Here is a 21957-nt window from a genome sequence, read left to right on the forward strand (position 1 = left end):
TGAAACTTCACCATTTTATTTTACTAAGCTGTTTGAGTGATTCATTTTAGGTATAATAACCCTCTTTTTTAAAATGAATAAGACGCAAGAGTTTTAACTCATGCGCCTGAACTTAATACTTCTACTTTATCTACAAATTCTAGTTTCCTTAAATCGGATAATAAATGATCGATTCCTACCGCCATATCAGCAACATTTAGTGACAAGGTGACATTGGCACGACCTAAAATCGGAATGGTTTGATGGATGGTTAATACGTTACAACCTGATCCAGCCACAATACTTAATAATTGTGACAATGTGCCCGAACGATCCTCCAAATGAAAAAACAATGTAATAATTCTTTCCTTCACGATTGTATGAAAAGGAAAAACAGTATCGCGATATTTATAAAATGCGCTGCGACTCAAATCTACTTTATGGACAGCGTCCCAGACAGATTCTGCTTTTCCCCTTTCAATCATTTCTTTTGCATCCAAAGTCTTTTTCATAGCCTCAGGCAATACATCTTCTCGGACAAGGAAGAATTTTTTATCTAATTTATCCTGTTTCATCTTTCACCTCATTGATATTTTAAGGTTAGTCAATAAATTCAAATTCATAATCTAATAACTTGACGATATCCCCGTCTTTTGCACCTTTTTCGCGTAATGCTTCATCTACACCCATCCCTCTTAATTGACGGGCGAAACGTCTAACCGATTCATCTCTGCTAAAATCAGTCATCTTAAATAATTTCTCAACTGCATCACCAGACACAATAAAGTCACCAGCTGAATCTCTTGTAATCGTAAATTCTACTTGATCTGCTTCATGTTTATAAAGTACACGGTGAACTCCTGTATCCTCTTCTTCATGTTCAAGTGGGAATTCTGGTGTTTCTTCTACCTTATCTGCAATCGCAAATAGTAGCTCACGTAATCCAGACCTTGTAACTGCAGAGATCGGGAAAATTGGATACTCTTCTTCAAGCTGCTCCTTAAATGCCGCTAAGTGTTCTTCTGCATCAGGCATGTCCATCTTGTTAGCTACAATAATTTGTGGACGTTCTGTTAAACGTAAATTATATTCCTGTAATTCATTATTGATCGTCACATAATCTTCGTAAGGATCTCTGCCTTCCATTCCTGACATATCAATCACATGAACAATTACTCGTGTACGTTCAATATGTCTTAAAAATTGATGTCCCAGGCCCACTCCAGAATGAGCACCTTCAATTAACCCAGGTAAATCAGCCATGACAAAACTACGATTATCTTCTGTTTCTACCATACCCAAATTAGGAACGATTGTCGTAAAATGATACGCGCCAATTTTCGGCCTAGCAGCAGAAACGACAGAAAGTAAAGTCGACTTACCAACACTTGGGAATCCAACTAGCCCTACATCTGCAAGCAATTTCAACTCAAGCATAACTTCTCTCTCTTGACCTGGCTCTCCATGTTCTGATAATTCCGGTGCAGGATTGGCAGGTGTAGCGAACCGTGAATTTCCACGACCTCCACGGCCACCTTTTGCTATAATTGCCTGTTGGTCATGCTCAGTTAAATCCGCAATTACTTCACCAGTCTCAGCATCTGTAACCACAGTTCCCGGCGGTACTTTTATAATCATGTCCTTCGAGTTTCTGCCATGCTGATTTTTAGACATTCCGTGCTCACCACGTTCCGCTTTGAAATGTCGTTTATATCTAAAATCCATTAACGTTCTTAAACCTTCTTCAACAATAAAGACAACATTCGCGCCCTTACCACCGTCCCCACCAGCTGGACCGCCTTTAGGAACATATTTTTCACGACGAAAGGCTACCATTCCGTTCCCACCGTCGCCACCTTTTACATACACCTTGACCTGATCGACAAACATAAGATCTACTTCCTCCTATTCAAAAGATGCACATGAATATGAACACCCTTGACTCTCGCTGTTTATAATATCTTTTACTGACTAGCTTTTTACTATTAAATAAATCCATTTTACTTCTCTTCAAAAAGAACAAAGAAATCAAATGATATTTCATCTTCTGTTAAGCGTCTCACTGTAAGCCCCATACTTGTTGATTGCTCTAGTAAAAATAAGCGAATCTGCTGCATATAAGTAATTGTTCCACTAAAATCAAAAAAGAAACGGACACCCTGCTTTTCTGGATTAATTGATATAGATAAATGATTATCAGCAAATGGCTGTACAGCATCATTTAAGCAAGAGAAAAAAGAACTTGTCCAATCAGTTAAACTTTTATCATCCAGTTGATCACATTTGAATACTTCATAAACATCATACTCTAATTGAAATTTTGGATTTCGCCAATTGTACGTAAATAAAAGTGAAGCAAATTGAGGCATTTGTAGGTTTGATAACTTTGCCTCTTGTTGCGCCTCCACAACAATTTCATCAATAATTTCTTTTGCCCGTTCCACCTTATTTAAGCTTAAATTGCCTTTAATTAGTTGTATTTTATTTAACCAATCATGCCTTGCATGACGTAGCACTTCAACAATATCCCAATCTTTTTCCATAATTGACTCCTACATCTTCTTTTATGGTCCTCAGCCATTACATTGATATGGTGTTAGTATAACAAAAAAAAACCATAGCCGTATGTATCTTAGCAAAAAGAAAGGTAAGAATTTTTAAATCTGCCCCTATATTTAAGGTTCCATCAATAGAAATGCATAAAAAGTAGCGGACTTTTATCAAAAGAGGACAGTTTGAGGAGATATATGTGGGATGAATGACATGAAGAGAACTCTAACCATTAATGGTTAGAGTTCTCCACTCAATCTTATGCTTCTTGAGCTGCAGGGTATACGCTAACTTGCTTACGGTCACGTCCAAGACGCTCAAATTTTACAACTCCGTCCACTTTCGCGAAAAGAGTATCGTCTCCACCTTTACCCACGTTTACACCTGGGTAAATTTTCGTACCGCGTTGACGGTAAAGAATAGAACCACCAGTAACGAATTGACCATCTGCACGCTTAGCGCCTAAGCGTTTAGAGATTGAGTCACGTCCGTTCTTTGTAGAACCTACTCCTTTTTTAGATGCGAATAACTGAAGATCTAATTTTAATAGCATGAAATCCACCTCCTACTGTTTGAAGGTTATTTTTATATTTTCCGGATAGTTCTCAACGATCGTTTGCAATGAGACAACCATACCCTCAAGCAATAATTGGACTTTTTCTTCTATATCTTGAGCAAGATTGCTCGGAAGAATACAGGATAATAGTCCAGATTCCATTTGAATATGCGGAGTAACTCCCGCTAACTGATGGATGCTATTAACGCACCCAACTGAAACAGCTGATGCACCTGCACAGACAATGTCCTCACCATTATTAGCAAACAGGGCATGACCACTTATTTCAAATGATTGTATGAGTCCAGAACGATTACGATGAATGCTTACATCAATCATCAATCATCAACCTTATGCGTTGATTTTATCAATCACGACTTTAGTGTACGGTTGACGGTGACCTTGTTTCTTATGATAGTTTTTCTTTGCTTTGTATTTGAATACAGTGATTTTCTTCGCACGACCTTGTTTTTCAACTTTAGCCGTAACTGAAGCACCATCAACAACTGGGCTTCCAACTTTCACACTGTCTCCACCTACGAAAAGAACCTTTTCAAAAGTAACTGTTTCGCCTGCTTCTGCGTTAAGCTTTTCGATGTAGATTGTTTGACCTTCTTCTACACGGATTTGCTTACCACCAGTTTCAATAATTGCGTACATAACTGCACCTCCTCTTAAGACTAAGACTCGCCATCCCAGGTGTTCTGCCAAAGCAGAAGCTTAATGACCTTTTCTGCGCGGTTGTAGCATGGGCGCTACAAACATAACATCAAAATGTTATCATACACATACTGTACTGTCAATACGATTACACTTGCATTTCTTTCAATGGACCAAATCTTTTTATTTGATAGCTTGGTTTTGGGCGATCGATGAAATCGAAAACAAGGTGTTTCGCACAGCTCTCTTCTAATTGCTGTAACTCCTCTTTAGTGTATACAGCAACGACATCCCTTGTCACTTCTATAAGAACCGCTTCCTCATCACGGGTGCGATACGACCACAATTCTCTCTCTAAGCGAAAGGCAACCGTTTCTGCGCGCAATACCTTACCCGTCCCATGACAAACTGTACAATTCTCCTGTAAAGCTTCAGAAAGAGACACCTTCGTTTTCTTTCTCGTCAATTGTAAAATACCAAGAGGTGTAAATCCAATTACTTTTATTTGTCTTTCATCGGTAGCTAGCGCCTCTTTTATCACAGATAAAATATGTATTCTATCCTGCTCTTTTTCCATACTAATAAAATCAATTAGTATCATTCCTGCTAGGTCCCTGATACGTATTTGTCTCGCTACCTCCCTTGCCGCTAATTCATTTGTTTTTAAGACCGTATCTTGCAATTGGTGTTTTCCAGAAAATTTACCTGTGTTCACATCAATAATAGCTAACGCTTCTGTTTCATCAAAAATCAGATAAGAACCATTATCTAACCATACAATTCTTTTTAATGCTTTTTCAATTTCACGTTCAAGACCATAGGAAGTAAAGATAGCTTCTTGATCCGTATGAAGGTGAAATGTGACATTGTCTTTAGGCTGTAACTGCTTTTTGACAGTAGTATCATCCACAATTACTTCCCCACTCTTCATTTTTTGTATGACTTGACGTACTTTATGTAAAAATTGATCTTCCGTTTGAATAACACCGGGTCTTTTTATTAAGAGAGAGGCGGCATAGAGTTGCTGATATTTTACACGCAATTGCGTTAATTCTTTTTTAAGTACAGCCATATCAACATCTTTCGCAGCAGTCCTAATTACTAGCCCTTCCTTGGCTTCGAGCAACCTCGCACAGTTTTGCTTTAACTGTTCTCTGACACTCTGATTAGTAATTTTCTTCGATACAGCAAGATAGTTCCCATACGGCAAATAGACCATATAATTGCCTTGCAATTCTACGATCCCCGTTAACCTTGGTCCTTTCGTTCCCGTTTGATCCTTTTCTACTTGTACAAGTAACCTTTCCCCTTGATGGACAAAAGAAGAAAGGTTACGTTTTTCCTTCTTATCATCATCTTCAAGTGCATAACTTTGCAATTTATCCTTATGCAAAAAGCCACTCTTTTCTTCACCAATATTGACAAAGAGTGCATTTAACCCTGGCATAACCTTTTCAACTATGCCTAGATAGATATTCCCTACTTTTGTTTCGAGTTGTAATGGTTCAATATACAATTCTTCAACTTCATTTTGATCGAGCAAGGCATACCTTTTTTCTCTATTTATTGTATTGATCACTAATCTTTTCAATTCTACTTTCCTCGCTTCTAATAAACATACACTAAGTCACTTATTTGAGCTGACACATTCTTTTCCGCAAAGTACGCATGTAATAACTCATTTTCATCTAGCACACTCTTTTCTTTATTCCCCGTCTCAACAATAATCGAGTGTTTACAACCTCGTTGAAATTTCTCGAGCACTTTCATGATTGGTTCAGATTCTTGAACGACTAACGGTTTTAATTTACGTAGTTCACTATGCTTTCCATAGTATCGTTCCAATAAGAACCGCATAAATATATATCTGCGCTGTTTCCATTCATAGTATAAGGAAAAAAGTAAGAATGCAAGGATGATGCAAATATTAATATTAAAAGGGAGAATCCAAAGAGAAGCAATTAAAAACAATATGAGCATAAAAATAGACAGCTGCAACGCCTTCCTATGTGCATCACCAAATGCATAAAAATAAGACAGATACAAAAAGACTAATTTCCCACCATCCAATGGCCAAATCGGAAGCAAATTAAAAAGTAATATCATCAAGTTATACTGGACAAACAAAGAAAAGTACTCAGGTGTGATTAGCTGCCATTCAAAACATAGGAAGGCAGCAGCAATCATCCAAACATGCTGTATAGGTCCTGCTAAAATTACCATTAACTCTTCTTTTAATGGGCGATTACCATGTTCGTCCATCTCTGCCACACCGCCAAATGGCAGTAACACAATGCTTTTTATTCTCCAAGAAAAAAACTGTGCGGCCACAGCATGTCCTATTTCATGAACAAAAATAATCAATAGTAAAAGAAAAAGCTCGTTGAAATGAGAAGTGATAACAGCTAATCCGACTACCAACCAGAGTAAAGGATGGATACGTATCTGCTTAAAAAGTAATATCCATTTATTCAAAAGGAATCACCTGTGAAGGATCAACAAAGTCATCCCCTTTTTTAATGGCAAAATAAAACAAGCCTTTCCCATCCTCTTTAGTAGCCGCTTCTCCTACTTCTGCACTTTTTTCAACATAGTCATATGCCTTTACATCAATTTCAGCTAAATTGCCATACCAAGATTGACTTTGATCGGCATGCTGAATGATAACGGTTTGTCCAAACCCAGGTTTTTCGCCAATAAATTCAACGACTCCTCCATTTGCAGCCTCTACTTTTTCACCCATGTTTGTTTCAATCGAAATTTTTTGTCCATCTTGCTCAAACGCTTGTAATACCTTGCCTGTTGCTGGTAAGCTTGGTTGCGCTTCCTCAACAGATTCTTCTGTCTGTTTCTGCTTTGGCAAAAGGGCAAAGGTTTGTCCGAATTGCTCTTCATACCAATTAATAACAGTAGCAAACTGAAAATTCTTATCCATCGCCTCTACAACAAAGGCTTTCGGCTTTTCAAAAATTGCTCCATCATTTTTAAACATAATGGCTACTATGAGGAATAAGCAGGCTGATACGAGCACTTTAAATAGAAAAACCTCCTTTTTAAATAAAGGGTGATTCGTATTTGAATCTTTAGGAGGTGGACTATCATATGAGGGAAGTTGGTCAAATCCATGCCTCTCCTCATCTTGCAACCAATTCATTTTTTTCGATTTTTTTTGAACAGGCTTATTCTTCTCCATCTCTTTTTTTCTTTTAGCCATCCGTTTTCTTATATCATCAGCTCTTGAGCTCATCATAACTTCCCACCTATTCATCAGCATTTGTACAAGTCTATGATGTGAGGTTTTTAAGTATGACAGATAGATAAGGGAGAAGTATTTTTTATGTTGTCAAACACCTAGATGCAGTTGGAAAGCTACCTACTTATAAATGATCATTATATCTGTGTTTACTCTTAGACTATTGATAGTGAATCCTTTTATTATGAATGATCGTGCTCTTAGAGTGCTTTCTATAGAAGAAGATAGGGGTACTAACAGGGGTAATTGACTATACGTCGCTTTTTGATGAAAAGCTTACATTTCTGCAATTGAATGGCTTATTCATGGATGGTGCATTTGGACCGTTTGCTGTACTACTTATTACTATCAGCAGAATATTCCATAGTCCTATTTCTTTTCCCATGTCAAATATTAAGAAATCCTTAGTGACAACAGTTCACTAAGGATTTCTTTTGTTATTTTACTTTGAAGAAGTTCTTTATCTTTGTAAAAACACCGGTATTCTCTTCTTGAAGTTGTTGAAGTGGTACAGACTCGCCAAGAATTCTGCGGGCAATATTTCGATAAGCAATAGAGGCGATATTATTTGGATCCATTGCGATGGGTTCTCCTTGATTTGTCGCCCGAATCACTTGATCATCATCCGCTACAATGCCTAATAATTCTAAATCGAGGTGTCTCGTAATATCATCAATATCCATCGTATCACGGTTTTTCATAAGTTGTGGTCGGATACGATTAATAACTAACCTTGGACGTTCGATATGATCTTCTTGCTCTAACAACCCGATAATGCGATCGGCATCGCGTACCGCTGTTGCCTCTGGTGTAGTTACAACAATCGCTTTTGTTGCTCCTGAAACGGCATTACGATAGCCTTGTTCAATCCCCGCAGGACAATCAATAATAATATAATCAAAATCCTGCTTTAAATCGTCTATTAATATTTTCATTTCGTCCGGGTCAACCGCATTCTTATCACTTGTTTGTGCCGCAGGCAGGAGATAAAGAAGATCATCAAAGCGTTTATCCTTCACAAGGGCTTGCTGCATCTTACAACGCCCCTTAACTACATCCACTAAATCATAAATAATACGGTTTTCAAGGCCCATAACAACATCAAGATTTCTTAGTCCAATATCTGTATCCACAAGGCACACTCTTTTTCCTTGCAGGGCTAATGCTGTACCAATATTTGCAGATGTTGTTGTTTTACCAACGCCGCCTTTTCCGGATGTAATGACTATCGCTTCTCCCACTCTAGAATCCCCCTTGCAAATTCGATATATTTGGTCTTACATGTACCAATACTTGTAGTCTGTCGATAATGATTTGCTGCTCTTCATTCATATAAGCACATTCCATTTCGCGACTGTTTTCATCTTGTTTTTCATCAGGCGCACGAGTGATACTATCACAAATTCGAAGCTGTGTCGGTTTCATAATAGAAGCTGATATCACAGCCTCCTGGTTACCATAGTAACCCGCATGTGCAATTCCTTTTAGCTCGCCCATAATAAAAATATTGCCACCAGCTCTTACTGTTCCTCCAGGGTTTACATCTCCAATGAGCAATAAATCCCCCGGGACTTCAATCACTTGACCTGACCGAACAATTTTTGTTATAGAGACGATTTCATTTGCTTGCTTTTGCTTTTCAGCCTCATCCTTTGTCAGTACATTAGAAAGCACAGACTCCACAACAAGATTTTTCTTTTGCCTGATTAACTCTTTTATCTCTTCCTCTTGAGAGGAGGTTAAATAGCGATTACCTGTATGTACAAGGACAGATATCAATTTATCTTCTTGACTTTTACTACTCTCTATTAATTTATGATTTAATTCTTTTTTAAGTTCCTCATAAGAACAGGCATCATCAAGATGGAGTGTAATCCCATCCTTTGTGCCCTTCATCGTTACATTTTGTCTTTTATTCATTTCAAGATGTTCACCTCAAGAAAGACAAGAACAGATCCATTCTGTTATCTCGCCTCATTCTGATTCTCAATACATATTGTAGGAATAAATTCGACATCAGTTTGCAAAATCCTTTTTTCTTGCAAACTCAATCTTCACTCTGGTTGAAAAGAATAATTATATGGCAAAAGAAACCGGATAACCGGTTTCTAAAGTTGCCTGCAAACAGTCATTCAACTTTATTTCTTCGTTTTCCTTCATTATTGACTAGAACAGACTTAACATTATAACGATAGTCGTTCAACATATCTTTCAAAATATTTCTTCAATGGAAAAATGACTATGACGATAAAAATGAGGTTCAATATAAGTGTTGGAATGAATCTCATAAAGATAAAATCCGAGAATCCCATTGTTGTAATACTAATAATATAGTTGACCCCGAAAGATCCTAGCTCCATTAATGCTACACCAAAAAGTGTAATGATTGTCGTCACAATAAGATTATTCTGTAAGATCTTCATTAGTTGATACACAATATAAGTGACAACTGGAAATAAAAATAGGTTAATACCGATAATTTCAGTATAAACAATGTCAAACAGCAAGCCAAAAATAAAAGCGTAAAGTAAACCTAGCTTCCTCGAGCCAAAAATAACTAAAAGCATAATCGCTCCAAGTAAAAAATGAGGGATAAGCCATCTCTCATTTGCAAACATCTCTGTTGGAGCGACCATAAGGGCAAATGTACTTTCAATGACGAATAAGAAAATAAATAAGAGAGGGAGAAGATATTTTCTCAACTTTCTTCCTCCTCATTTAATTCTTCAAGCTCTTCTTGAATCTCTGGATTAATGCTGTTAAGTTTCGTTACCATTACATGTTGAATGTCATATAGGTCCGCATTCGGCTCAATATATGCAGTTTGTGTAAGGCCATATTCCGCAGGTGTAACCTCAACAACTTTTCCAATTGGCAAGCCTTTAGGGAATACTCCACCATAACCAGATGTCACTACCATTTGCCCTTTTTCTACTTTTGCATCATAAGGTATCTTCGTCATAAGCAAACGTTTTGTTTTTTCATCGTAGCCTTCAATTAAACCAAAAGTTTCTTCTTTTTTCTCACCATTTTGAACAACAGCTGAAATACGGTTCGTTGGATCTTTAGAACTCACCAGCTGAATCGTGGACGTGAAGGTTTGTGCACTTTTCACCTTACCAATGAGTCCATTGGCTGTAATAACCGCCATATTTGCCTCGATACCGTCTCTGGTTCCTTTATTTATGGTAAGCTTTTCTTCCCACCGTAAAGGATTTCTACCGATTACTGTAGCCTGTATAGGTTCATAGTTGGTTAGACTATCTTCTTTTTCTAGTATTTCACGAAGCTCAGCATTATCCTTTTCTAACAATTGTACCTCTGCCTCTAAAAATGCTAGTTTATCTAATCTAGATTTCAGTTCTTTATTTTCTTCATATGTATTTTGCAAGTCTTGAACATTTTCAAAGAAACCAGCAATGTACTGTGTTGGACCGGCAACAATGTTCTGCACCCATCCCGTCATATCTTTTAAAAACTGTTCTGGCCATGTAACACTATCTCTCTCTCTTAAAGAAAAGCCTATCAACGATACGAGAATAATGATACTTACAAGCAAAATAATCAGGCGTTTATTCAGAAAGAACTGTGGCATGCTAAACACCTCGATTGTTATATTTTATGCAATAAAAAAACTTGAAAAACAGGGCATTAATGACGGCCACTAATGCCTAATTTTTCTGTAGGTCACTATTCTTAGCGAGAGTCTTTAGATTTATTTTTAAACAAATGAATATGATCTAATGCTTTACCGGTACCAATCGCCACACAATCCAGTGGGTTTTCTGCAATAAGAACAGGCATTTTTGTTTCTTCACTAATCACTTTGTCCAAATTGCGTAACAACGCTCCTCCACCTGTTAAAACAATGCCACGATCCATAATATCAGCTGCTAACTCCGGCGGTGTTTTTTCTAATGTTACTTTTACAGCATCAACAATAGAGTATACCGTATCTTTTAATGCTTTTGAAATTTCATCACCTGTAATCTCAATTGTTTTTGGTAATCCAGTTAAAAGATCACGCCCACGGATTTCAAGGTTTTCTACACCTTCCGCTTCACTAGCAGAACCAATTTCTAATTTAATCATTTCAGCAGTTCGGTCACCAATCATTAAATTATAAGTTTTACGGATATAATTAATGACTGCATCATCCATTTCATCCCCAGCAATGCGGATTGATTGGCTTGTAACTATTCCCCCTAAAGAAATAATAGCCACTTCAGTTGTACCACCACCAATATCCACAACCATACTTCCTGTCGGCTCCCATACAGGTAAATTCGCACCAATTGCTGCTGCAAATGGTTCTTCAATGGTAAATGCATCCTTTGCACCAGCTTGTCTAGTTGCATCTACTACAGCTCTTTCTTCTACTGCAGTAATGCCAGATGGTACACAGACCATAACATTCGGTTTACCTGAAAAAATGCCCTTATTTTTATTCGCTTGTTTCATATAATATTTCATCATTGTTGCTGTCGTATCATAATCAGCAATTACGCCATCTTTCATTGGTCTTAATGCCACGATATTTCCCGGTGTACGACCAATCATATTTTTAGCGTCATTCCCAACGGCAACAATATGTTTCGTATCAGTTTGAAGTGCCACGACCGATGGCTCTCTAACAACGATTCCTTTACCTTTTACATACACAAGTGTATTTGCTGTTCCTAAATCTATCCCAAGGTCTTTTGTACCAAATCCAAACATTCCTGTATCTCCCTTTCTGATACTATACGATTTTTAAAATAAGGTTTATTTAATAGGGCATCTGACAGTCCCTCATTCTTAAAAAAATGATAGGTAAAATACTATACTTCCCCTAAAAAATCATAAACAATATTATATCGTATCGTCAAATAAAAACATAGTGCTAGATATAACCTTTTTCCTTTAAACTGACAAATTTCTTTTCACCAATGATAATATGATCGAGAATATCTATCCCAATTATTTTACCACATTCAGTTAGCCTTTTCGTCACATCAATATCTTCTCTACTTGGAGTCGGATCGCCAGAGGGGTGATTATGCAGACAAATAATCGAGGCGGCAGACTGTCTGAAAGCTTCTTTATACACTTCTCGTGGGTGAACAATAGAGGCATTTAAGCTACCAATAAAAATGGTTTGCTTGCTTAAAACTTGGTTCTTAGTGTTTAAATAAAGACAAACAAAATGTTCCTGAGATAGAAAACGCATTTCGTTCATCACATAATTAGCGGCATCTTCTGGTGAACGAATGCTGTATCTTTCATCGAAGGTTAAATTAGCCATTCTTCTGCCGATTTCTACAGCTGCCATGATTTGAATGGCTTTTGCCTGGCCAATACCTTTCACTTCGGTAATTTCGCTAAGGGAAGCATCCTTTAATAAACGCAATCCATCAAACTTTGTTAGCAAGCGATTGGACAGCTGCAAAACAGATTCATTTTTTGTCCCTGTCCGCAATAAAATAGCTATTAGTTCATGATTGGATAAGCTCTCTGGTCCACTCTGCATTAACCTTTCCCTCGGCTTTTCATCTTGAGGGAAGTCTTTAATCATTAAGCTTTCCGTATGCATCCCTTTCCTCCTTTTTCATTATCCAAACAAATGGTGAGGAAGTGAATAGCCCATTTTGCGCAACTCTCTAATCGTTTGTGAAATAGGCAATCCCATCACAGCAAAATAGTCTCCGTGTATTTGTTTAACAAGTGTTGCACCAATTCCTTGGATCCCATAGCCCCCCGCTTTGTCAAAAGGCTCACCCGTTTGGATATAGGCATAGATTTCTTCTTCTGAAAGCGGCCAAAATTCAACTTTTGTAACAACAGAAAAACGAGTTATTTTATTAGCTGTTAGTATCGCTACACCTGTGTACACTTCATGTGTACCGTTCGATAGGTTCTTAAGCATAAGATACGCTTCATCTTCATCAATCGGTTTGCCTAAAACCTCGCCTTTTTGGACAACAACCGTATCTGAGCCAATAACAAAAGTATCACTTTCGTTATTGTAGACTGCTCTCGCTTTTCGTTCCGCCAATTCTTGCACAATTTCATCCGGCTTTAAATTGGCTTCAAACTGCTCATCAACATGACTGCCTTTTACTTTGAAAGATAAATTTATTTGTTCAAGTAGCTGTTTTCTACGAGGAGAAGTGGAAGCGAGTATGAGGGTTTGTGTTTGCATGTGGTTCACCTTACTTTCATCGTATTTCAAATTGGGAGATACTTCTCTATCGTATCAAACAATCCACCTATTAACAATTTTAAATCATCTAATAATATGAATTTCCCACAAAAAATAGCCCGAAGAAAATCGAGCTAAAGAGAGGTAATCTGCTAAAAATAAATATAGACAGTGAAATCAGTGTTTCATAGATTCAATTAGAAATAAAATTAAATTATTCCCCAGAAAATAATATACTAAGAAACTTTTAAGTTTGAACGATGACCGTATATGATTGTAGGAAATTTAAGGCTGCCTGTTGAGCGTCCTTTCCGTTATTAGCTTTTAGAGCAGTAAGCATTTTATCCTTTAATGCTATTAGGTCTTCATGGTTCAGTCCTTGATTAATCTCATTTAACGTACTTGAATATGCATTAATTTGTTCAGGGGACGCTTCACCTGTCAATAATTGATACACTTGGGGTGAGAGCTCTAAGATTTTCTTTTCTTCTGCAGTTAAACCTTCTACCTTAGCACCATCAATCGTATACTCTTTAGCAAACACTTCTGCACCTTGACCTTCTAATTGGGTACTCATAGTCTTAGCCGCTTCACTTGTAGCTGCTACTCCGATGATAAGTGTATATTGTTCTTGATTCTGGTGGATAAATGTAGGAATGCCTTTTTCCTTATACGAAGCAGCGATACCCTCTGCACTATCCTTGGTAGTAAAAACACCTCCTTGGACGATAAACGTATCTAAAGCAGGTAATTCTGCCGTCTCACTACCCGCAGTTACTGCTCCTGATGCACCTACTTGGGAACTTGCTGCGCCTCCTTCTGCCGTTTCCCCTTTATCGAGAACATTTAACATTACCAACCCAAATCCCGTTCCGATAACAACAGCAAACAGAATGGTAAAAAACATCGACGGGTTTAATTGATATTTCATTTGTTTAAAACTACTTTTCTTAGCTGTGCTTTTACTGTATTTGTTTTTCTTTTTCGTCACTTTTTCTCTATCTGCAAGTTCTTTCTCCCAATCTACTTCTTCTTCTCCACTTGGTAAAATCCAATCAAATTGATCCTCCGCTTCATTTTCCTTTGTGGCCGCTTGCTCCTTTACACCTTCTTCTTTATGCTTCGGTTGCCCGTCCTGATTTAATTTTATTGTGATTGTTCTCGCCTTTCCATTATGCTTGTCCATCTTTGTCCACTTCCCTCCCTCTTACCTTTTACTATTATTTTCATCACTTTATCATAGGAGAAAAAAAAAATAACAAGACTTTTGTCGTCTTGTTACAGAATGATTTCGTCAAATTCCATCATGGATAAAAACTTTGTCAAAGAAAGGCATCAGTCTCTATCTTCAAAAGGATAGGACTTGCCAGCAGCTTGATCATTGACGATTTTAGGATCATTTTCTTTTAAATCAATAGCGGTAGGAAAATGATAAACTGATACAACCATAGTGTAATCTCTTATACCATCTTTCACCTGGGTGATTTCGATTGATTCAATGGTTGTATACCGCTCTAGATGCTGTAATTCCTCTGTGAATGAAAGCCAATCCTCATAGCTTTGAGATTGCAAGTGCATGCTAATGACGGTCTTTTCTAATCCATTGGGCAACTTTACTTCAACAATACCTTCTTCTGATGTTGTCGAAATATCATTGATTGTTTCACTATTTGCCGTCTCATCCGAATGAACTCTTTCAACATTAATGGCCATTTGTGTAAGCTGAATCTTATTGACCGTTGCCGCTTCATCTAATAATAATAAAAACTGTTCTTCTAATGGCTCGATAGGTAGATGTAGTTGAGCATCTTCCCATTGTTCTGTCTGTGATACCGTTGCGGAAGAGCCTTGTTCCTTTAAGCTATTTAACCGTGCTTCTTCTGTAATGACCCTTTTTTTTATGGCCGATTCCTCTAACTTGAGTGGGTATAAGTAAAGAACGTAGGTTAATACAACTGTTATAAGCATGGATAAAACAATTACCAACAACCAATATTTACTTCCTTTGAACACAGTCAACGTTTTTCCTCCTCTACAATTGAGAAATAAGAGGGATCAAACGTGAAGGAGTAACTTGCTTCAAAACGAGACCGTTCCATTTCAGCTGCCTGTTGTTCATTAATCGTTGCTAAAGACGCATCTATAGACCAATCAGCTTGTTTAATACTGTGCAATAAATAAGCTGCTTCTCTTTGTGTATCAAATTGAACAAGCATCTCAACCTCATTTTTGTTCGATAGCTGCAGCGAAAGAATATAGCCTCTTGTTGGCAAAAGAGCTGTTAATTCAGATAAAAACCCGGTGATATTCACGCGTTCTTGTTCTAGCCAAGTTGTTGCATTCATTAACTCTTCTAGCGATTGTGATTGCTCTCTCTCATTCGACATTTCTGTTTGCTCTATTATTTCAACTTGTATATACGCTAATTCTTCCTCACTTGATTGGATACTTCTTTTTATTTTGTAGGCTCCTACGAAAATCGAAGCTAAGAGTAGCAGCAGGATGACCAACAAGATAACTATAAAAGTTGGGTTAACTAAAGGCTTTTGCTTTTGCAACAAATTTATATTGACCGTCATTTAAAGCACATCCTTTAACGCTAACCCCAGCGCCTTATTCATCGAAGGTACAATCGTTTCATCATCCATTATTTTCCTAGCGTCAACAATAGCTATACGGCTTGTCATTCTACTACTTAAAAACAACTGAAAACTATGTATAATATTTTCACCACTTAATAAAACACTTGTAGTTGCATGATTGGTTTGTTGAAGGGTGAAAAAATGAAAATCTTGTAATCGATCCACTTCACGATACACTTCGGTAAATAAATAATCATCATTGGTTAATTCTATATTGTCATCATAGGGTAAATAATGAACAAGCATAGGAATGCCATGATGAATGATAGAGATATGAACACCTTGTTTTTCAAAATGAATGATAACAACACTCTCATTATCCTCTGCTAATCCTAAATAGGCGCTCAACCTCCATAAAGATAATGCTGTGATCTCTGCTTCTTCTGGGTAAACATTAGCTTGAGCGATTACTTGTTCAAACTGATGAACGAGCGTCTCCTCCGCAGCAACTAACAACACACGTTTCTCTTCATTCACCTCTTTATTAGGCATGAGGTGATAATCAAATACTGGTTGTTGAAATGGTAAATGAATGCTAGCCCCTATTTCCATATCCAAATATCCATGAATATGCTTTGCAGGCACTTCATCAGGAATAACTACTGACCTTACAACACTTTGTCCATCCGGAACTATAAATCTAACTTTTTTCCGATGAAGCTGCCAGTCTTCCACACAGCTTTGGAGGATTAAGGATAACCCCGTTTCATCTATTATTTTTCCTTCTTCAATGATTCCTTTTGCAATAGGTTTCACTGCTAGCTTTGTACCATAGGGAAACTGCCGCTTGTTCACTTGGCAATAGCGAATGCAATCATCCTCTATGACTATATTACAAAAGCCTTTTCTTAAGAAAGATAAAGCCATCATTTAAACTCCTTTGTCTAAACTAGAAGATTTGTAAATAATACAGCCATATTTCTTTGCCGAAAAAGTAAGCAGAAAGCGCTCCAGCTGCAATAAAGGGGCCAAAGGGGATGGGGTTGCCTCGTTTAACTTTGCCTACTAGCATAGCTAGTAAACCGAATACAGCGCCGTAAATCGTCGCAAGGAAAAAGGTTAACAAGACAAGCTTTGCACCAAGAGCAAACCCTAATAACGCAAACAGTTTAATATCACCACCGCCCATCCCACCATTACTCACAACTGCAATGGCAAGAAGCAAAAAGAAGCCAATAGCGCAACCTACTAAACTATCCCACCAAGGTGAAAGTGGCCAAATCAATCGTTCTATTATAAAAATGACTGCAAAACTTAGCAAAATACGATCCGGTATTAACATATATTGAATATCCGAAACGAAAATAATCATAAATAAAGATATCAACGTTAGAGCAAACAAAAGCTCTGGCGTCCAACCTAACGTGACAAGCGCAAGCACGAATAACAGCCCTGTTAACAGTTCAACAATAGGATATAAGGGCGAGATCCTCACACCACAGTGACGACATTTCCCGCGCTGAAATAAATAAGATAACACTGGCACCAATTCATACGCTTGTAAGTTATGGCCACAGTCAGTACAAGCTGACCGCGGTTTTACAATCGATTTTTTCACAGGTACCCTCAAACCGACAACATTGTAAAAGGAGCCGAGGATGAGGCCTATGATAAATAAGTAGATTAGTAGTATGTGATTGACCTCCTAACTTTATTCCTTAACACTTTCTCTAGATAAGTCAGATTCTAGAACGGCTTCATTATTTCCATCAGAAACTGATCTTTCTCCGTTTGTTAAGAAAACTTTGTATGTGATATTGCTTTTATCTTTTTCAACTTCAACATAGGAACCATTTTTATTTTTATTTCTTTTATATCCATTTTTAACTTTATCTGGATCATCCATCTTTTCCAAATAACCAGATTCCTCTATATCAGCTAAGTATATTATTTTATTTCCATTGTTCTCTTGAATAACATCCTCTGAAGCTACCATTAATTTAGCTGAACTAATCATCTGCCTTGCATTGGCGACGTGAGCATCCTTTTTACTATTATCAATCAATCCTCCGATACTAGGCACAGCAATGGCAGCTAGTATACCAAGGATGACAACAACTGCTAATAATTCAACAAGCGTTAGCCCTCGCTCATTTTTACACTGTTTTTTCCATTTTTTCAACATGTTCATCTACCTTTCTATCTTTTTATTTAAAATAGGTATAATTACCTAAGTATATTATACTATTTTTCTGAGAAATAAATAGATATTTTTTCCTCTAAATGGTAGATATTATTCAACATGATTAAAAATATCAAACATAGGCACAACGATACTGATAACGATTGTACCGACGATAAGTGCTAAGATGATAATCATAAGCGGTTCAAGCAGCGCTTTCATCCGTTCGGTTGTCTGATCGATTTCACTATCATATAAATCAGCTACTTTTTCAAGCATCTCATCTAAGGAACCACTTCTTTCACCAACGGCAATCATATGTGAAAGCAATGGAGGTAGCAGACGATTCTTCATCGGCTTCGCTAATGATCTTCCTGTCTCAATACTGAGACTTGCATCTTGTAGAATAGTTTTTATTACCGTTAAGGAAGCCATTCTTTCCACTATTTTAAGTGCTTCTACAATCGATACAGAACTGATTAACAAGCTTGATAATGTTCTCGTAAATAAAGCGACCTCTTTAATAATAAGCATTCTTCCGATAAATGGGGTACGTAACAATAACCAGTCTCTACAACCTCTAAGGAGTTTATGATCACGAAATAGTAAAATCGTGAGTACAAGCACGAATAAGAAAAAGAGAATCATATACCAGTTCATCGTAAGGTAGTCACTAATACGAAGGACAAATATCGTAATGGCTGGAAGTTCTGCATTGAAGCCTGCGAACATTTGAACGAATGTCGGCACCACTTGTAGCATTAAAAATAGAACAACAAAAATAGCAATGATGCTGACAACAATAGGATAGGCTAGGGCAGATAAAACCTTGTTTTTTAGCTGATTTTGTTTTTCGTAATAATCGGCCAGACGGCGTACGACATCATCTAGCATCCCCCCGGCTTCTCCAGCATGTATCATATGAATCATATAAGGCTGAAACAAATCAGGGTGTTCTTTTACTGCTTCCGATAGAGGCTTTCCTTCATCCAAAGTGTCTCTCATACTTAATAATGCTTGCTTTAAACGTTTATTTTCCGTCTGCTCTGCTAACATATCTGTTGCCTCAATTACTGTAATTCCAGCTTGTAAAAGGGCAGCGAATTGCCTCAAATACACTACAAGCACACTTGTCTTTAATCCCTTTTTTAAGGCAATATCTTTTGTCCAGAATGTTTCTCTCACTTCATTTAATTCGATAACCCGAAATCCTTTTTGCTCTAATTTAGTGACCGCCTCTTTTTTTGTCCAGCCATGAATGATTCCTGTCCGCTTTCCTTTTAAGCTTTTAGCGACATAGGAGAATCTAGCCATGACGTCTCCTTTCTTTTATAAAGGGAGAAGCCACCTCCGGAGAGATGAGCTGTTTTTGTAATAATTTCGTTACGCTTGTCTCTAGTGTATGCATGCCAATCTCTCTTGATGTTTGCATCACATTGATGAGCTGATGGATTTTCTCGTTACGAATAAGGTTAGCTACTGCTGCTGTATTCACTAATAATTCAGTAGCTACCGTTCGACCGGTACCCGTTTTTAAAGGCAAGAGTCGCTGTGAAAAAACCCCTACTAAGACGGATGAAAGTTGAAAGCGAATTTGCGTTTGTTGGTCAGCCGGAAAAACATCAATCATACGATTAATTGTTGAAGGAGCACTAGATGTATGCAATGTGCCTAGAACGAGATGACCCGTTTCAGCAGCTGTAATCGCTGTTTGAATCGTTTCAAGGTCACGCATTTCACCCACCAATATGACGTCAGGGTCTTGTCTTAATGCAGCCCGCAACCCGTTGGCAAAGTTTTGTGTATCAAAACCGACTTCTCTCTGATTAATAATTGACCGATGATGTTTATGTAAATACTCAATCGGATCTTCTAAAGTGATAATATGCTTAGAAAAAGTTTCATTCATTTGTTGAATAATAGCTGCTAATGTTGTTGATTTGCCGCTACCTGTTGGTCCCGTCACTAAGAAAAGCCCTTGTGGTTGCTCAACTAATTTAGCTAACACCGGCGGTAAAGAAAGCTGATTCAATGTTGGAATGCTGACTGGAACAACACGAATTGCGAGGCTTATACATGACCTTTGATGATAAGCATTGACTCTAAAACGGGATAAACCAGGAATGCCATATGAGAAATCTAATTCCCCTTTTTCTTTAAACTTTTGCCAAAGGTGAATAGGAATGATCTCTTTAGCCATCTCCTCTGTCGCCTGTGGTGTTAATATTTCCTCTGTGATTCTTTCTAGCACACCATTGATACGAATAATCGGTTGAGTCCCTACACTAATATGTAAGTCAGATGCCTGTTTGTTATACGCGCTCGTTAACAAATCTATCATTTTCATTTCCCAAACTCCCCCCTTCCTCTAACATCGTTACTTTTAACACTTCCTCTAAAGTCGTCAGTCCTTGAGAGATTTTATGCAATCCGTCTTCTAATAAGCTTCTCATCCCAGCTTTCTTGGCTGCGATTTTTAATGTAGTAGTATCATGATCAGTAGTAATAATTTTTCGCAAAACGTCGTTTAATGTAAAAACTTCATGTAAAGCGATTCTCCCTTTATACCCTGTCATCTGGCAATGACTGCACCCTCTCCCTCTTTGTAAGTTTTCAGGTTCAATTCCTTTGCTAGCAAATACCGTTTGCTCATACGAAGTAGGTGTAACGGTTTCCCTACATTCAAGGCAGACTTTGCGTACCAATCTTTGAGCAACCACACCATTTAATGCTGAGCTCACTAGGAAAGGTTCAATTCCCATATCGATTAACCTCATCACCGTTGACACACTATCATTTGTATGGAGAGTACTTAAAACGAGATGCCCTGTTAAAGCTGCCCTTATAGCGACTTGAGCTGTTTCTTGATCTCTTATTTCACCGATCATGATGATATTTGGGTCTTGCCTTAATATAGATCTCAATCCACTAGCAAAGGTCATCCCCACTTGCTTATGAACTTGTAGCTGATTGATTCCTTTTAGAATTTGTTCAACAGGGTCTTCAATCGTAATAATATTGACTTCTTCTTTATTCATTTCATGCAAGGCGGCATATAAGGTAGATGTTTTTCCGGCACCAGTTGGTCCTGTAATTAGTACAATACCTGCCGGTTGCTGAATCATCTGCCTTATTTGCATTAAATATTCTTTTTGAAAGCCAAGATGTTCAAACTTCATAAGCCGCTCTTGCCGATCTAATATTCTTAATACCGCTTTTTCCCCATGAACCGTCGGAATAATAGACACCCTTATATCGACCGTGCGATAATCAATTGGTATTTTGATACGTCCGTCTTGTGCTATTCTTTGCTCGGTTGTATCCATCTCTGCCATGATTTTAATTCTTGAAAATAGTTCATTTTGGATTGATTTCGCTAATTCCCTCTCTCGACGTAATAACCCATCAACGCGAAAGCGAATAACAACACTGCTTTCTTGTGCATCTATATGAATATCACTAGCCTTCATGGCAATGGCACTACTTAATAATTGATCTATTAACTGGATAATCGGTGCATTCCTTCTACTTCTTTGCTTTCCTTGCCTTTCATTCCCAGCTGCCACTTCTTCTTTAGGTTCATCTCGATAATAGCGATGGATCGTACGAACAATATCATCTTTAGCAGCAATGGCTGGATGAATTTTATACCCTGTTGTTAATCGAAGATCATCAATTGTATAGTAATCTAGTGGGTCCGCCATCGCCACGAGGAGATGGTCACCCTCAAGCTTTAAAGGAATGACAAGATTTCTCTTCGCCACTTCCATTGAGATAAATTGCAAAATTGAGGGATTGATTGGATAAGCCGTTAAGTCCACATGAGGAATGCCCAATTGCCATTCGAGCGCTTGAATGAGTTGTTTCTCCGTTATTAATTCGCTTTGTAGTAAGGCATCCCCGAGCTTTTGACTCTTGTTCTTTTCCCGTAATACCTTCTCTAATGCTTCATGGGTGATAACACCGGCATCTATTAATAATTCACCTAATTTTTTGCGCAAGAGATTTCCTCCT

Annotated in this window: 25 protein-coding genes and 1 other annotated feature; all 25 genes read right to left on the reverse strand. The window is 37.7% G+C overall.

Translation table 11 applies throughout. The features are described 5' to 3' along the window. Positions 1-98: 98 nt before the first annotated feature. The gene (locus MKY26_RS10850) at positions 99-554 is read right to left on the reverse strand and encodes an ACT domain-containing protein (protein WP_095372413.1); all 456 of its coding nucleotides are present in this window, start codon (positions 552-554) and stop codon (positions 99-101) included. Positions 555-579: 25 nt separating this feature from the next. After that, entirely contained in the window at positions 580-1869 is a 1290-nt protein-coding gene (obgE, locus tag MKY26_RS10855) for a GTPase ObgE (protein ID WP_341097034.1), read from the reverse strand. Between the two features lie 110 nt (positions 1870-1979). Next, positions 1980-2522, reverse strand: a complete 543-nt coding sequence (locus MKY26_RS10860; RefSeq protein WP_341097037.1) for a sporulation initiation phosphotransferase B — start codon at positions 2520-2522, stop codon at positions 1980-1982. A gap of 266 nt (positions 2523-2788) precedes the next feature. Further along, the gene (gene rpmA, locus MKY26_RS10865) at positions 2789-3082 is read right to left on the reverse strand and encodes a 50S ribosomal protein L27 (protein ID WP_009333115.1); all 294 of its coding nucleotides are present in this window, start codon (positions 3080-3082) and stop codon (positions 2789-2791) included. 12 nt (positions 3083-3094) lie between these two features. Beyond that, positions 3095-3424, reverse strand: a complete 330-nt coding sequence (locus tag MKY26_RS10870; protein WP_095372410.1) for a ribosomal-processing cysteine protease Prp — start codon at positions 3422-3424, stop codon at positions 3095-3097. 12 nt (positions 3425-3436) lie between these two features. After that, entirely contained in the window at positions 3437-3745 is a 309-nt protein-coding gene (rplU, locus tag MKY26_RS10875) for a 50S ribosomal protein L21 (RefSeq protein WP_095372409.1), read from the reverse strand. Positions 3746-3758: 13 nt separating this feature from the next. Next, positions 3759-3838 (reverse strand) — a sequence feature (ribosomal protein L21 leader region). Positions 3839-3893: 55 nt separating this feature from the next. Further along, on the reverse strand, positions 3894-5336 hold the full coding sequence (locus MKY26_RS10880; RefSeq protein ID WP_095372408.1) for an Rne/Rng family ribonuclease: 1443 nt from the start codon (positions 5334-5336) through the stop codon (positions 3894-3896). Positions 5337-5353: 17 nt separating this feature from the next. Next, positions 5354-6220 carry a M50 family metallopeptidase gene (locus tag MKY26_RS10885; RefSeq protein ID WP_095372407.1) on the reverse strand — a complete coding sequence of 289 codons (867 nt, stop codon included), beginning with the start codon at positions 6218-6220 and terminating at the stop codon, positions 5354-5356. Continuing rightward, positions 6213-6995 (reverse strand): M23 family metallopeptidase, encoded by a 783-nt coding sequence (locus MKY26_RS10890; RefSeq protein WP_307312739.1) that lies wholly within the window; start codon positions 6993-6995, stop codon positions 6213-6215. The genes MKY26_RS10885 and MKY26_RS10890 overlap by 8 nt, the downstream gene beginning before the upstream one ends. Before the next feature lie 440 nt (positions 6996-7435). Next, positions 7436-8239, reverse strand: coding sequence for a septum site-determining protein MinD (gene minD, locus MKY26_RS10895; RefSeq protein WP_095372405.1), 804 nt, complete (start codon positions 8237-8239; stop codon positions 7436-7438). Between the two features lies 1 nt (position 8240). After that, the gene (gene minC, locus MKY26_RS10900) at positions 8241-8918 is read right to left on the reverse strand and encodes a septum site-determining protein MinC (protein ID WP_224935852.1); all 678 of its coding nucleotides are present in this window, start codon (positions 8916-8918) and stop codon (positions 8241-8243) included. 263 nt (positions 8919-9181) lie between these two features. Continuing rightward, positions 9182-9700, reverse strand: a complete 519-nt coding sequence (gene mreD / locus MKY26_RS10905; protein ID WP_095372403.1) for a rod shape-determining protein MreD — start codon at positions 9698-9700, stop codon at positions 9182-9184. Beyond that, on the reverse strand, positions 9697-10593 hold the full coding sequence (gene mreC / locus MKY26_RS10910) for a rod shape-determining protein MreC (RefSeq protein ID WP_340975764.1): 897 nt from the start codon (positions 10591-10593) through the stop codon (positions 9697-9699). Before mreC ends, mreD begins: the two co-directional genes overlap by 4 nt. 101 nt (positions 10594-10694) lie before the next feature. Next, a complete protein-coding gene (locus MKY26_RS10915; RefSeq protein ID WP_095372401.1) occupies positions 10695-11717 on the reverse strand; it encodes a rod shape-determining protein in 1023 nt (340 codons plus the stop codon). Between the two features lie 163 nt (positions 11718-11880). Further along, a complete protein-coding gene (radC, locus tag MKY26_RS10920) occupies positions 11881-12570 on the reverse strand; it encodes a RadC family protein (protein WP_095372400.1) in 690 nt (229 codons plus the stop codon). 18 nt (positions 12571-12588) lie between these two features. Beyond that, on the reverse strand, positions 12589-13179 hold the full coding sequence (locus MKY26_RS10925; protein WP_095372399.1) for a Maf family protein: 591 nt from the start codon (positions 13177-13179) through the stop codon (positions 12589-12591). Between the two features lie 247 nt (positions 13180-13426). Further along, complete coding sequence (locus MKY26_RS10930; protein WP_095372398.1) at positions 13427-14365, reverse strand: SPOR domain-containing protein; 939 nt, start codon at positions 14363-14365, stop codon at positions 13427-13429. 149 nt (positions 14366-14514) lie between these two features. Next, complete coding sequence (locus MKY26_RS10935; protein WP_095372397.1) at positions 14515-15198, reverse strand: hypothetical protein; 684 nt, start codon at positions 15196-15198, stop codon at positions 14515-14517. Continuing rightward, on the reverse strand, positions 15195-15758 hold the full coding sequence (locus MKY26_RS10940; RefSeq protein ID WP_095372396.1) for a hypothetical protein: 564 nt from the start codon (positions 15756-15758) through the stop codon (positions 15195-15197). The genes MKY26_RS10935 and MKY26_RS10940 overlap by 4 nt, the downstream gene beginning before the upstream one ends. Further along, on the reverse strand, positions 15759-16691 hold the full coding sequence (gene pilM / locus MKY26_RS10945; protein WP_341097086.1) for a type IV pilus biogenesis protein PilM: 933 nt from the start codon (positions 16689-16691) through the stop codon (positions 15759-15761). 19 nt (positions 16692-16710) lie between these two features. Continuing rightward, positions 16711-17454 carry a prepilin peptidase gene (locus tag MKY26_RS10950; protein WP_095372394.1) on the reverse strand — a complete coding sequence of 248 codons (744 nt, stop codon included), beginning with the start codon at positions 17452-17454 and terminating at the stop codon, positions 16711-16713. Between the two features lie 18 nt (positions 17455-17472). Beyond that, entirely contained in the window at positions 17473-17946 is a 474-nt protein-coding gene (locus MKY26_RS10955) for a prepilin-type N-terminal cleavage/methylation domain-containing protein (RefSeq protein ID WP_095372393.1), read from the reverse strand. Positions 17947-18054: 108 nt separating this feature from the next. Next, the gene (locus MKY26_RS10960) at positions 18055-19257 is read right to left on the reverse strand and encodes a type II secretion system F family protein (RefSeq protein WP_095372392.1); all 1203 of its coding nucleotides are present in this window, start codon (positions 19255-19257) and stop codon (positions 18055-18057) included. Next, positions 19250-20290: a type IV pilus twitching motility protein PilT gene (locus tag MKY26_RS10965; protein WP_095372391.1), complete on the reverse strand. Its 1041-nt coding sequence runs from the start codon at positions 20288-20290 to the stop codon at positions 19250-19252. The genes MKY26_RS10960 and MKY26_RS10965 overlap by 8 nt, the downstream gene beginning before the upstream one ends. Beyond that, positions 20256-21944 (reverse strand): GspE/PulE family protein, encoded by a 1689-nt coding sequence (locus tag MKY26_RS10970; protein WP_322909637.1) that lies wholly within the window; start codon positions 21942-21944, stop codon positions 20256-20258. Before MKY26_RS10970 ends, MKY26_RS10965 begins: the two co-directional genes overlap by 35 nt. Between the last annotated feature and the right edge of the window lie 13 nt (positions 21945-21957).

This window comes from Cytobacillus sp. FSL R7-0680 (genome assembly GCF_038009245.1).
In the GTDB taxonomy this organism is placed as follows: Bacteria; Bacillota; Bacilli; order Bacillales; family Cytobacillaceae; genus Cytobacillus; species Cytobacillus kochii.

Excerpts from the sequence above, each read along its gene's own strand:
- MKY26_RS10960 (WP_095372392.1), bottom strand. The coding sequence starts at position 19,257 with ATGGCTAGATTCTCCTATGTCGCTAAAAGCTTAAAAGGAAAGCGGACA.
- MKY26_RS10850 (WP_095372413.1), bottom strand. The coding sequence starts at position 554 with ATGAAACAGGATAAATTAGATAAAAAATTCTTCCTTGTCCGAGAAGAT.
- MKY26_RS10860 (WP_341097037.1), bottom strand. The coding sequence starts at position 2,522 with ATGGAAAAAGATTGGGATATTGTTGAAGTGCTACGTCATGCAAGGCAT.
- MKY26_RS10955 (WP_095372393.1), bottom strand. The coding sequence starts at position 17,946 with ATGTTGAAAAAATGGAAAAAACAGTGTAAAAATGAGCGAGGGCTAACG.
- pilM (WP_341097086.1), bottom strand. The coding sequence starts at position 16,691 with ATGATGGCTTTATCTTTCTTAAGAAAAGGCTTTTGTAATATAGTCATA.
- obgE (WP_341097034.1), bottom strand. The coding sequence starts at position 1,869 with ATGTTTGTCGATCAGGTCAAGGTGTATGTAAAAGGTGGCGACGGTGGG.
- rplU (WP_095372409.1), bottom strand. The coding sequence starts at position 3,745 with ATGTACGCAATTATTGAAACTGGTGGTAAGCAAATCCGTGTAGAAGAA.
- radC (WP_095372400.1), bottom strand. The coding sequence starts at position 12,570 with ATGCATACGGAAAGCTTAATGATTAAAGACTTCCCTCAAGATGAAAAG.
- mreC (WP_340975764.1), bottom strand. The coding sequence starts at position 10,593 with ATGCCACAGTTCTTTCTGAATAAACGCCTGATTATTTTGCTTGTAAGT.
- MKY26_RS10870 (WP_095372410.1), bottom strand. The coding sequence starts at position 3,424 with ATGATTGATGTAAGCATTCATCGTAATCGTTCTGGACTCATACAATCA.
- MKY26_RS10965 (WP_095372391.1), bottom strand. The coding sequence starts at position 20,290 with ATGAAAATGATAGATTTGTTAACGAGCGCGTATAACAAACAGGCATCT.
- rpmA (WP_009333115.1), bottom strand. The coding sequence starts at position 3,082 with ATGCTATTAAAATTAGATCTTCAGTTATTCGCATCTAAAAAAGGAGTA.
- MKY26_RS10930 (WP_095372398.1), bottom strand. The coding sequence starts at position 14,365 with ATGGACAAGCATAATGGAAAGGCGAGAACAATCACAATAAAATTAAAT.
- MKY26_RS10940 (WP_095372396.1), bottom strand. The coding sequence starts at position 15,758 with ATGACGGTCAATATAAATTTGTTGCAAAAGCAAAAGCCTTTAGTTAAC.
- minC (WP_224935852.1), bottom strand. The coding sequence starts at position 8,918 with ATGAATAAAAGACAAAATGTAACGATGAAGGGCACAAAGGATGGGATT.
- MKY26_RS10915 (WP_095372401.1), bottom strand. The coding sequence starts at position 11,717 with ATGTTTGGATTTGGTACAAAAGACCTTGGGATAGATTTAGGAACAGCA.
- MKY26_RS10925 (WP_095372399.1), bottom strand. The coding sequence starts at position 13,179 with ATGCAAACACAAACCCTCATACTCGCTTCCACTTCTCCTCGTAGAAAA.
- MKY26_RS10890 (WP_307312739.1), bottom strand. The coding sequence starts at position 6,995 with ATGATGAGCTCAAGAGCTGATGATATAAGAAAACGGATGGCTAAAAGA.